Origin of the sequence: Streptomyces sp. SID13031, from assembly GCF_010548305.1 — a bacterium.
GTDB lineage: Bacteria > Actinomycetota > Actinomycetes > Propionibacteriales > Kribbellaceae > Kribbella.
On the sequence record NZ_JAAGLV010000001.1, the window covers coordinates 158,989 to 171,297 of the forward strand.

At 67.1% G+C, this 12,309-nt stretch carries 9 protein-coding genes; all 9 read left to right on the forward strand.

The window, feature by feature from the left end; genetic code table 11:
• Positions 1 to 1,188 carry a CoA transferase gene (locus G3I17_RS00725; protein WP_164592863.1) on the forward strand — a complete coding sequence of 396 codons (1,188 nt, stop codon included), beginning with the start codon at positions 1 to 3 and terminating at the stop codon, positions 1,186 to 1,188.
• Entirely contained in the window at positions 1,189 to 2,010 is an 822-nt protein-coding gene (locus tag G3I17_RS00730) for a CoA ester lyase (protein ID WP_164592865.1), read from the forward strand. It begins immediately after the preceding gene.
• Between the two features lie 37 nt (positions 2,011 to 2,047).
• Entirely contained in the window at positions 2,048 to 2,896 is an 849-nt protein-coding gene (locus G3I17_RS00735) for an MBL fold metallo-hydrolase (RefSeq protein ID WP_164592867.1), read from the forward strand.
• Positions 2,893 to 3,447 (forward strand): CGNR zinc finger domain-containing protein, encoded by a 555-nt coding sequence (locus G3I17_RS00740; protein ID WP_164592869.1) that lies wholly within the window; start codon positions 2,893 to 2,895, stop codon positions 3,445 to 3,447. Before G3I17_RS00735 ends, G3I17_RS00740 begins: the two co-directional genes overlap by 4 nt.
• Before the next feature lie 10 nt (positions 3,448 to 3,457).
• Positions 3,458 to 5,050, forward strand: a complete 1,593-nt coding sequence (locus G3I17_RS00745) for an NAD(P)/FAD-dependent oxidoreductase (RefSeq protein WP_164592871.1) — start codon at positions 3,458 to 3,460, stop codon at positions 5,048 to 5,050.
• Between the two features lie 38 nt (positions 5,051 to 5,088).
• On the forward strand, positions 5,089 to 6,336 hold the full coding sequence (locus G3I17_RS00750) for a DUF6596 domain-containing protein (protein WP_343238193.1): 1,248 nt from the start codon (positions 5,089 to 5,091) through the stop codon (positions 6,334 to 6,336).
• Between the two features lie 138 nt (positions 6,337 to 6,474).
• Complete coding sequence (locus G3I17_RS00755) at positions 6,475 to 7,800, forward strand: acyl-CoA dehydrogenase family protein (RefSeq protein WP_203589571.1); 1,326 nt, start codon at positions 6,475 to 6,477, stop codon at positions 7,798 to 7,800.
• The gene (locus tag G3I17_RS00760; RefSeq protein WP_164592875.1) at positions 7,800 to 9,020 is read left to right on the forward strand and encodes an acyl-CoA dehydrogenase family protein; all 1,221 of its coding nucleotides are present in this window, start codon (positions 7,800 to 7,802) and stop codon (positions 9,018 to 9,020) included. Before G3I17_RS00755 ends, G3I17_RS00760 begins: the two co-directional genes overlap by 1 nt.
• A 623-nt stretch (positions 9,021 to 9,643) precedes the next feature.
• Complete coding sequence (locus G3I17_RS00765) at positions 9,644 to 12,217, forward strand: AAA family ATPase (RefSeq protein ID WP_164592877.1); 2,574 nt, start codon at positions 9,644 to 9,646, stop codon at positions 12,215 to 12,217.
• Positions 12,218 to 12,309: the final 92 nt, after the last annotated feature.

The window sequence follows — 12,309 nt, forward strand, 5'->3', positions numbered from 1 at the left end:
GTGAGGGCGGCGCCGCTCGAAGGCGTGAGGGTGCTGGAGGCGGCGACGCTGTTCGCGGGGCCGCTGGCGGCGACGTTCCTCGGCGATTTCGGCGCGGACGTGACGAAGATCGAGCACCCCTCGCGACCCGACGCGGCGCGGGGGCACGGGACGAGCAAGAACGGCGTCGGGCTGTGGTTCAAGACGCTCGGCCGGAACAAGCGGCTCGCGACGCTCGACCTGTCCCAGGGGCGCGAGGTGTTCCTCGACCTGGTCCGCGCGAACGACGTCCTGGTGGAGAACTTCCGGCCAGGCACGTTGGAGCGTTGGGGGTTGGGGCCCGATGTCTTGCTGGCGGCGAACCCGCGACTGGTGATTGCCCGGGTGACCGCGTTCGGTCAGGTCGGGCCGTGGTCGAGCCGGCCTGGCTTCGGGTCGTTGGCTGAGGCAATGAGTGGATTCGCGGCCGTGACGGGGGAGCCGGAGGGACCGCCGACGCTGCCGCCGTTCGGGCTGGCCGACGGGATCACTGCGCTGGCGACGGCGTACGCGGTGCTGGTCGCGTTGAGAGAGCGCGATCAGTCGGGGGCCGGGCAGGTGATCGACATGGCGATCATCGAGCCGATCCTGATGATGCTCGGCGGTGGGATCACGGCGTACCAGCAGACCGGGTATGTCCAGCCGAGGCTCGGCAACCGCTCGTCGAACAACGCGCCGCGCAACGTCTACCGGACCGCCGATGGTCGCTGGGTGGCCGTTTCGACCAGCTCGCAGAGCATCGCCGAACGCGTTGTCACGTTGGTGGGTCGGCCTGATCTCGTCGCGCAGCCGTGGTTCGGGACTGGTCGTGAGCGCGCTGAGCATTCGGACGAGCTGGACGATGCCGTCGGCAGCTGGATCGGAGAGCGCCCCCTGGACGACGTCATGCTCGCGTTCGAGAAGGCCGAGGCCGCGGTCGGACCGGTGCACGACATCCGCGGGATCATGACGGATCCGCAGTACGCCGCGCTGAACACGATCGTCGAGGTCGACGACGAGGAGCTCGGCGGGCCGGTACAGATGCAGAACGTGCTCTTCCGGCTGTCCGAATCACCAGGCTCGATCCGCTGGGCCGGCCGCCCGCACGGCGCCGACACCGACGCAGTACTGGCCGAGATCGGGGTCTCACCCGAGCAACTAGCCGCATTACGCGAGGCCGGAGTCGTCTAGATGTTGACCGCCCTTTATGTCCCGGCCAATCGTCCGGACCGGTTCGCGAAGGCCGTTGCCGCTGGCCCCGATCTGGTGGTGTTCGATCTCGAGGACGCGGTGCCGGTCGACGACAAGGCCGACGCGCGGGGTTGGGCGGTCGCGTGGATCGCGGCGTTCACCGGCCGGACGCCGATCGAGGTACGGGTGAACGCGCCGGGGAGCCCGTGGATCGAGGATGACCTGGCGGCGCTGGCCGCAGTACCGGCTGTGCGGGTGCGGGTGCCGAAGGTGGAGAGCGCGGCCGATGTCCGGCACGTGCTGGAGCAGGTGCCTTCGGCAAGGATCACGGCGTTGATCGAGTCGCCGCTGGGGTTGGAGCGGGCGTTCGAGATCGCGACGGCTGATCCGCGGGTGGTGGCGGTCGCGTTGGGGGAGGCCGATCTGGCGAGTTCCCTGGGTGTCGACGGCCCGGAGGGGCTGGGGTGGGCTCGGGGGCGGTTGGTATCGGCCTCGCGTGCGGCCGGGCTCGGGGCGCCGATGATGTCGGTCTATCCGCACGTGAACGATGGGGACGGGTTGCGGCGGACGTCTCTGGAGGGGCGCGCGCTGGGGTTCGTCGGGCGGACGGCGATTCATCCACGGCAACTGGCCACGATCGTCGAGTGCTTCACGCCGTCGGCGATCCAGGTGGCCGACGCCGCCGCGCTGCTGGCCGCGGTGGAGAAGGCCGGCTTCACGGAGGGTGGCGTGATCGTCCTCCCCGACGGCCGGATGGTCGACCCCGCGATGCTCGGCCGAGCCCGCGAGATCACCGAGCTGATGAGCCAGATCGACCCCTGAGCTTCCCTGAAAGAAGTAAAATGGCTACGGTTATTGCATGGCGACCAATGAGCTGTCCTTCGAGGTGCACGTCAGTCCAAGCGCGCTGCGCTCAGGTGAGCAGCGGATGCCGAACGGCGACCGGCTCTACTGGAACCCGCTCTCCACGACGCTGATCTACGGCGCGGAGGACGCGGTACTGGTGGACCCGCCGTTCCTGACCGAGCACATCCAGCAGGTGGGCGACTGGATCGAGCGATCCGGGAAGCGGCTGATCGCGATCTACGCGACGCACGGCCACGGGGATCACTGGTTCGGTACGGGGGAGTTGGTGAAGCGCTTCCCGGGGGCCGTCGCCTACGCCACGCCGGGCACGATCGAGATGATGCATCAGCAGGCCGGGGTGGGGCGGGAGCAGTTGTGGGACAAGCTCTTCCCCGGGCAGATCCCGCTGACGCCGGTGCTCGCCGAGCCGATGCCGGCTGAGGGCATCCTGCTCGAAGGTCAGGTACTGAGGTCGATCGAGGTCGGGCACACCGACACCGACGAGACCTCTGTGCTGCACGTGCCGTCGATCGGGCTGGTGGTCGCGGGTGACGTTGCCTACAACGGCATCCATCAGTACATCCTCGAAGGCGCCAATGGTGGTTTCGAGGCGTGGATCGCGGCGCTCGACGAGGTGATGAAGCTGGCGCCGACCAGGGTCGTGGCCGGGCACAAGAACCGCGACCTGCCGGACGACCCGATCATCCTCGAGCGGACCAAGCAGTACCTTCAGGACGTGACCAAACTGCTCGCCGAGGAGCCGACCGCACAGGAGTTCTACGACCAGATGACCGAGCGCCATCCGGACCGCCTCAACCGGAGCCCGCTCTGGTACGGCGCCCTGTCCCTCCTCGCCAAATGACCTGGCCCGCCACCACCCGCTATGCCCTGGACCCGGCCCCAGCCGGTCTGGCCCTGGCGCAAGACCTCCTCAACACCAAAGGAGTCGGCGCCCAGCCGGATCTATTGGCCGACCCAGTCATGGCGGCGGACTGGCTCAACCAGGTCATCCCCGGCGAAACCGGGCTGAGCCCAACGGACTTGGACCAGCTCCGCGCCTTTCGCGCCGATCTTCAACGCCTCGTTGCCCGCGACGATGAAGCGGCTTCGGCTTCGTTCGCCGTCGCGCGGAGTGCGGCGGCGGAGCTGGTGTTGGGGGTGGATGGGGTGGTGGAGTTGCGGGGCGGCGGCAGCGGGGCGGAGTACGTCGTCTCCCGGGTGCTGGCGGAGGTACTGGGTGCTCAGCAGGTTGACGCGTGGCGGCGGTTGAAGAGTTGTCGCAATGAGCGGTGCCGGGTGGCGTTCTACGATCGGTCGCGGAACAACAGCGGGGTGTGGCACTCGCTGAAGACTTGCGGGAATCCGGCCAACCTGCGCGCGCATCGCGCCCGCAACAAGGAACTGAACGGCTAAGGTCGAAACCATGTTGCCGCGGGTGGTTGATGCTGTGGTGATCGGGTCCGGGCCGAACGGGCTGGTCAGCGCGATCGAGCTGGCCGACGCCGGCTGGGACGTGCTCGTGCTCGAGGCCGCCGACGAGCCGGGCGGCGCGGTGCGCTCGACCACCGACGACGGCTGGGTGAGCGACCGGTTCAGCTCCAGCTATCCGCTCGGGGTCGCTTCGCCGGTACTGCGTGCTCTGGAGCTCGAGAAGTTCGGATTGCGCTGGGCCTACGCCCCGCTCGCGGTGGCGCACCTGCTCGATCCCGACGCCGACGATGCGCCCGCGATCCACCCCGACCCCGCCGACACCGCCGCGTCGATCGGTCGCGATCACCCGAAGGACGGCGACACCTGGCTGCGCCTCCACCGGGACTACGTCAAGATCCGCGAACCCTTCCTCCAGTCGCTGCTCACCTCCTGGCCGCCGGTCGCCCCAGGCCTGCGACTCGCGCGCAAGCTCGGATCGGCGGGTGAGCTGGCCAGGTTCGCGCGCTTCATGGCGATGCCGATGCACCGGATGGGTCAGGAGCTCTTCGAAGGCCAACGCGGCCGCGCGATCCTCGCCGGCAACGCCTTCCACGCCGACGCGCCACTCAGCGGAAGCGTCAGCGGAACCATGGGCTGGCTGCTGGCGATGCTCGCCCAGGATGTCGGTTTCCCTGTTGCAGAAGGCGGTTCGAGCTCCCTTTCGTCAGCCCTCGTACGCCGCGCCGAGCGCGCCGGCGCCCTCCTCGTCACCGGCGCACCGGTTACCTCGATCGACGTGTCGGCGGGCAAGGCAACCGCAGTACGGACCGCAAGCGGCGAGGTGGTCTCCGTACGCCGCGCTGTCATCGCCGACGTCTCCGCCCAGACCCTGTACGGCGAACTGTTGCCGTCAGCAAGCATCCCGGCTGGGTTGCGTCGCGATCTCGAGAAGTTCGAATGGGACTACCCGACGGTCAAGCTCAACTATCGGCTGAGCGGCCCGATCCCGTGGCGCGCCGCCGAGGCGCGAGAAGCCGGCGTCATCCACCTGGGCGGTACTGCGGACGACCTCGTCCACCTGAGCGCCGACCTCGACACCGGCCGGTTGCCCACAGCACCTTTCTTGCTGATCGGCCAGACCACCAAGGCGGACCCATCGCGCTCGCCGGAAGGTACTGAGGCCGTCTGGGCGTACTCGCATCTACCGCGCGGAGTCACCGACGACGCTGAAGCGGAGAAGCTGGCCGGCCGGATGGACCGCGCCATCGAACGCCACGCTCCCGGCTTCCTCGACCTGGTCATCGCCCGCGATCTGCAACGCCCGAGCGACTTCATCCAGGCGAACGCCTCTCTCGGCCTCGGCGCACTCGGCGGTGGTACAGCCCAACTCCACCAGCAACTGATCTTCCGCCCAACCGTCGGCCTCGGCAGCCCCCGTACGGTCGTCACCGGCCTCTACCTGGGCAGCTCCGCAATCCACCCCGGCCCCGGCGTCCACGGCGCCTGCGGCCACCTCGCCGCCCGCACCGCCCTCCGCGACGCCTCCCTCCTCGGCCCACTCACCCGAATCCCCACCACAGCCGCCCTCCGCCACCTCCAGCGATAGCCTCAACCCGGATCGCTGGAGAGGAGTTTTTGGTGAGTGTGGGGGAGCGGGTTGAGGGGCTGTTGCGGGAGTTGGCGCCGCAGGTGCTGGGGTTTTTGGTTCGGCGGCATGGGCAGTTCGATCTGTGCGAGGACGCGGTGCAGGAGGCTTTGCTCGCGGCGGCGACGCAGTGGCCCGCGGACGGCGTACCGGGGAATCCTCGGGGCTGGTTGATCACTGTTGCCACCCGCAAGCTCACTGATCAGTTCCGGAGTGAGAGTGCGCGGCGCCGGCGGGAGGACTCGGTGGCGGCGATGGCTGGGACCGACGAGCTGGTTGCGCCCGGTGCCGACCAGGATCAGCCGCCGGAGTCCGATGACACTTTGACGCTGCTCTTCCTGTGCTGCCATCCGGCGGTCACGCCTGCCTCACAGGTGGCGTTGACGCTGCGGGCGGTCGGCGGTCTGACGACGGCCGAGATCGCCCGGGCGTTCATGGTGCCGGAGGCAACGATGGCGCCGCGGATCAGCCGGGCGAAGAAGAGCATCAAGACGGCCGGCAGCCGGTTCGTACTGCCGCCCGAGGACGAGCGCGCGGATCGGCTGCGCGTCGTCCTGCAAGTCCTCTACCTGATCTTCAACGAGGGCTACACGGCAAGCTCCGGGCCTGATCTGCAGCGCGTCGAGCTGACCGCCGAGGCGATCCGGCTGGCGCGTCTTCTGTACCAGTTGCTGCCGGACGAGGGCGAGGTCGCCGGCCTGCTGGCGCTCATGCTGCTCACCGATGCGCGGCGGGCGGCGCGGTCCAAGCCCGACGGCAGTTTGATCCCGATCGACGAGCAGGATCGCAGCCTGTGGTTGCGCGAGCCGATCGAGGAGGGCGCCGCGCTGGTACTACACACGCTCGCGCATGGCGAGGTCGGTTCGTACCAATTGCAGGCGGCGATCGCAGCTATCCACTCGGAGGCGCCGAGCGCCGATGAGACCGACTGGAAGCAGATCCTCGCGCTCTACCTGTTGCTGGAGAAGATCGCGCCCAATCCGATGGTGACGCTCAACCGTGCGATCGCGCTGGCCCAGGTCGACGGGCCGCAAGCCGGGCTGGACCTGCTCGCCACGCTCGACGGCGACCACCGATTGGCAGACAACCACCGACTGGACGCCGTACGTGCGCATCTTCTGGAGCGCCTCGGCGACTTCCCCGCGGCTCGCGAGCACTACCTCGCCGCTGCCCGGCGGACGACCTCATTGCCTGAGCAGAGGTACCTCACGGCGAAAGCGGACGGCGTGCGGACCGACAGGACATAGTGCCGGGGCTGACGGGGTGCACAGCCTGATTCGAGCGCTCGTGTACGGCGTACGGAGGTGCACTACCTGTCGGTCGGGACGGCCTCTGGTGAGTTGGGGTGCGTGACTTCAGTTGTAACTTCGGTTTACAGTTGCGGCATGGCGATCCAGCAGAGTGCTAAGCCCAGCCGTCGGCGGGACCCGATCGGCGTCGGTGTCGCGCTGCTGAACCGGCTGGCGAAGTCGCGGGCGATCGACCGGCTGGGATTGCGCAAGCAGACCGAGCGGGTCGTCTTCGAGGCGACCAAGACCGGATTCCGGACGGCCGGCGCGCTGACCAGGAGCTTCACCGCGGCCTCGAAGCTGGCCAAGCCGTCCCGGCTGCCGGCGGCCAAGGGCAGCGGACGATTCGACCTCACCCCGACCGAGGACCAGCAGATGGTCGTCGGCGTCGTCACGGAGTACGCCGCCGAAGTGCTGCGACCAGCGGCCGCCGAGGCGGACATCACCGGTACTACGGACGCGAAGGTGCTCGCGCAGTCGGCCGAGCTCGGGTTGAGCCTGATCGAAGTACCGGAAGAGCTGGGCGGGATCGTCAGCGAGCGGTCGGCGTTGACCGGAGTGCTGGTGGCCGAGGCGATGGCGCATGGCGACATGGGCCAGGCGGTCGCGTGTCTCGCCCCGGCCGCGGTCAGTACGGCGATCTCGCTGTGGGGCGATGAGACGCAACAGGCGACGTACCTGCCCGCCTTCACGGGTGAGTCGGTACCGGCCGCCGCGCTGGCGATCGTCGAGCCGCGCGCATTGTTCGACCCGTTCGCCTTGAAGACCAGGGCGACGAGGCAACGAAACGGTCATCTGCTCAACGGGGTCAAGTCGTTGGTCCCGCGCGGCGCCGAGGCCGAGGTGTTCGTGATCGCCGCCCAGCTCGAGGATCAGGGGCCGGCGTTGTTCCTGGTCGAGTCCGGGCATCCGGGCGTGACGATTGAGGCCGAGCCGTCGATGGGTCTGCGGGCGGCCTCGCTCAGCCGGGTGCTGCTGGACGACGTACCGGCTGTGCAGTTGGGAACGCTCGAGGACTATGCCGAGTGTGTCCGGCTGTCGCGGCTGGGGTGGTGTGCGCTGTCGCTCGGTACCGCGAAGGCGGTGCTCGACTACGTCACGCCGTACGTGAACGAGCGGACCGCGTTCGGTGAGCCGATCAGTCATCGGCAGTCGGTGGCCTTCATGGTTGCCAACATCGCGATCGAGCTGGAGGGGATGCGACTCGTGACGTACCGGGCCGGATCGCGTGCTGAGCAAGGGCTTTCGTTCGCCCGGGAGGTCGCGTTGGCGCGCCGGTTGTGCACCGAGAAGGGGATGCAGATCGGGACGGACGGGGTGCAGTTGCTCGGCGGGCACGGCTTCGTGAAGGAGCATCCGGTGGAGCGGTGGTATCGCGACTTGCGAGCCGTCGGCGTGATGGAAGGCGCGGTGCTGGTCTGATGATCAACCTCGAGACTCCGCGGAAGTTCCGCGCGTTCATCCACCAGGCGCACCAGGTCGCTGCGGAGATGCTGCGGCCGAATTCGCGCCAGTACGACCTTGCCGAGCACGCGTATCCGAAAGAGCTCGACATGCTCGCGGCGATGGTCGACGGGCTGGGCGCGTCGGGGACCGGGTCGGGTGCGGGAGCGAGCGGCGTACGGCGTACCTCGGCCTCTGAGGAGGATGGCGACGGCAAGGTGAAGAACGGGTCCAACCTGTCGTCGGTGCTGTCGGTCATGGAGATGTGCTGGGGTGACGTCGGGCTGCTGCTGTCGATGCCGCGGCAAGGGCTGGGCAACTCGGCGATCGCGTCGGTGGCGTCGGACGAGCAACTCGCGCGGTTCGACGGCGTGTGGGCGGGGATGGCGATCACCGAGCCGGGGTGCGGTTCGGACTCGGCGAACATCCAGACAACGGCGCGGCTCGATGGCGACGGCTACGTGATCAACGGCGAGAAGATCTTCGTCACCGCCGGCGGCCGCTGCGACGCGGTGGTCGTCTGGGCGACACTGGACAAAGCGGTCGGCCGGGCCGCGATCAAGTCCTTCGTCGTCTTCAAGGACACCCCGGGGATGACGGTCGAGCGGCTCGAGCACAAGCTCGGCATCCGCTCGTCCGACACCGCAACGATCCGCTTCGAGAACTGCCGCGTCCCCGCCGAGAACCTGCTGGGCGCCCCGGAAGTCGATGCGGAGAAGGGTTTCGCAGGCGTCATGCAAACCTTCGACAACACGCGCCCGCTGGTCGCCGCGATGGCAGTCGGCTGCGCCCGCGCCTCCCTGGAGGTCACCCGCGAACTGCTGTCGGAGGCCGGTGTCGAGATCGACTACGACCGCCCGGTCCACCTACAGCCGGCCGCCGCGGCGTCGTACCTGCAAATGGAAGCCGACTGGGAAGCCGCCTACCTCCTCACCCTCCAGGCCGCCTGGATGGCCGACAACTCCCAGCCCAACTCCCTCCAAGCCTCCATGGCCAAAGCCAAAGCCGGCCGAGTAGGCAACGACATCACCCTCCGCTGCGTAGAACTGACCGGCAGCCTCGGCTATTCCGAACACCACCTCCTGGAAAAATGGGCCCGAGACTCCAAAATCCTCGACATCTTCGAAGGCACCCAACAAATCCAGCAACTGATCGTCGCCCGCCGCCTCCTCGGCAAAACCTCCGCCGAACTCAAGTAGCCAAAGGGAACTCCCCACGCTGCCTCGCCGCTCGCTCCTCCGTCGCTCACCACTCGGCGCTCCCACCCACCCTGGGTGTGCGCTCCTCCGTCGCGCGAGAACGGGAGCAGGCACTCGAGTCGCTGGGGCCGGCCGTCTCGCGTGTACCCGCGTGGGCATCCCGGGTCTGGTCTTCTAGCTGATCCACCCGCGTCCCGCTACGACTCGTGGTACTCCGTCTCTGCTCCGTCAGTGCGCAGCAAGTCGATCAAGCCACCGGTCGCTTGCCTGTCAGGCGCGATCGTCGGACGACTGAAGCTCGCGCGGGCATCAGGCATCGAATTTCCCATGCGCTCTTTACGGATGATCGGACAGGCTCTTGGGTCTTGGTGATCCTCCAGGGGATACACCGAAGGATTCTCGGCGTGCGCATATCTGGAGTGTCTTAGTCACAATCTGTCGTCGAGGCCTTGGCAACGGAGCGTGATCGCGGCATAGTCCTGGGCGGGGGAGAGTTTGCTCCGCCGGTCAGCTGACCGAGACGGTCGACCCTCGAATTCATTCGATCGTGGGGGGACCATGGTCTGCTTCAGCATGAGGTTTTCGAGGTTCTCGCGGCTTCGCTCAGTGGGGCGGAAGCCGCGATGACGCTTGAGGAGGAGTTGGCTGCTTGGCTGCTTAAACGTCCTGCCTGGCAACAAGATGTCGTCGGCCGGATGTGCCGGAACGAGGTCTTGGGCGAGGTCGATATCAAGAAGATCGTCGACGATCTGATCGCGTCGGCGCAGGCCGTGGTGACGCCGGTGACGGCAGCCGACATTCCGGGGAGTCCGGTCGCGCCGGCGGGCGTACGGCTTGCCTGGGTGACGAACGTGCGCGGAGTCAACGATCTCGCGGAAGGCCAGACCTTGACGTTCGGTGAGCACGGGTTAACGGTCGTCTACGGATTCAACGGCAGTGGCAAGTCTGGTTACGCGCGCCTCCTGCGCCGTGGCGTGAGCGCACGCGTCGGCATCGAAGTGTTGGGCAATGTGTTCGGCACTGGTACACAGCCTCCGCAGGAAGCGTCCATCGACTACGCGGACCTGAACGGCAAGTCAGGTACCTGGACCTGGGGCTCGACGGCGAGCGGTTCGCTGGCGCAGGTTCGCTTCTACGACCGGGACTGCGGTCAGGCGTATGTGACTGTAGCGTCAGAGATCAGCTACCGCCCGTCTGCGTTGGTCCTGCTCGAATGGCTCGTTGCGATCTGCGACAAGGTGGCGGCTGAGCTCGACGCGAGGTTGATCGCGAACAACAACGAGCGAGCGAGTCTGCCGCCGATGCCCGCGGGCACGAGTGCCGCGGCCTTCTTGGGGTCGCTCAGTGCGCAGACGGCGGATGCTGAGATCGTTGCAGCCACCACTGTGCCAACCGGCTTCAGCGAACGGGTAGCACTTCTGGTTCGAGAGTTTGCTCGCCTCGAGGCCAGCGATCTGCGGGCGGAGAAGGAGCGGCTACGGACGATCGCCAAGTCGTACGAGACGGTGTCCGGCAAGTGTCGGGAACTCGGCGACCTCATCGGAGCGGCTGGCCTGGAAGGGTTCGCCAATGCTTCGGGCAGAGCCCGCAGCCTGCGGGAGGCAGCGGTGGCCGCCTCATTGCGTGGCTTCGAGACCGAGCCCTTGGCCGGTGTCGGATCGGCGGCGTGGCGTGAGTTGTGGCAGGCGGCCAGGAGGTATTCCGAGACTGACGCCTATCCGGATCGACGATTCCCAGTGGCGGATGCGGAGGAGAACTGCGTCCTCTGTCAGCAGACACTGCTGACGGACGGCGCGGACCGGCTGCGACGATTCTATGAGTTCATGGTCGATACCACCGAGCAGCAGGCTTCGGCCGCCGAGGCTGAGCTGGAAGAACTGAGGAAGCGGTTGCTTTCAGCAAGGGAAATGTCGGCAGAGGTTCATGCTGCGCTTGAGCGGATCCAACCTGCGGGCCTTGAGCTGGCCGAAGGCGTCCGCCAATGGCTGGCAGCTGCCGCTGGCCGGGGCGATCGGTTACTGGCCTGGATGGGTGATCCCGACTGGGGTCTGTTCGAGGCTGTTCAGGCTCCGCCTACGGCGAAACTGGACAAAGCCGCTGCGGCAGCCGTGGAGCAAGCAGAGTCGATCGATCAGGTCAGCTACACAGCCGAACTGGATCGCCTGCGAGCTGAGATCACCGAGGCGCGTTCCACCAGAGCACTGGTGGATTCTGTCGCAGCAATGCGGACCGAGGTGAGCAGGCTGAAGGTGAGGACGGAGATGCAGTCTGCCCGGGACGGCATCGAGACGTCGTCGATCACCCGTGAGGCGACTGAACTCACGAAGAAGCACGTCACGCAGCTGGTGTCGGATCAGTTCGTCACGGAGGCTAAGCGCCTCGGCCTTCGACGGGTGACGTTTGCTCCGGCAGGTGGACGCAAGGGGGTGTTGACCCACAAGCCCGGCTTCGTCGGAGCGACGAGACAGGCCCCGGTGCAGAAGGTCCTCAGCGAGGGAGAGCTGACCGCCTTGGGGCTCGCGGGCTTCCTGACCGAGGTCAAGTTCGAGGGGACGAAGTCAGCCGTCGTGTTCGATGATCCGGTCACCTCACTCGATCACCATATCCGGGAGGAGGTCGCCCTGAGACTGGTGGAGCTGGCCGCTGAGCGGCAGGTGATCGTCTTCACGCACGACATCACCTTCGTGATCGCTCTGGAAAGGATCGCCGAGACACACGGGCTTCCGACCACCGACAGAACGATTTCGCGGCGCGGAGATCAACCCGGCATCTGCACCGAGATACACCACTGGACTGTGCAGGACGTGAAGACAAGGATCCAGACCCTGGACGCCGAACTCCTTGCGATCAAACGGGACCGGCCGGGACTCACCGAACCTGAGTACGAGGAGCGGGTGGCGGCCTTTGCCGGGAAGCTCTCGGAGACCTGGGAGCGCATGGTCAATCTTGAGGTCATCTCAAGGGTGCTTGATGCGGGCTCGGGTGAGGTGAGGCCAAAAATGTTCAAGGTGCTGGCCAAAGTGACTCCCGAGGATGATGCAGAGTTCCAGTCCTGTTACGGGCAAACCTCCACATGGGCACGCCGCCACGACAACAATCCGGGCAGTATCTATGTCCCTCCGGAGCCCAATGTTCTGGAGGACAGTCTGAAGGTGCTCAAGGCGTGGCGAACCCGGATTCGTGGCTACCAGAACTGACGTACCGCCCGGTGTCGCCCAGGCTGGCCTTCCGGAACGTCTTCTATATCGCCGTCGAGAAGGATCCGGGTCCAGGCATCGCTCCGATCGAC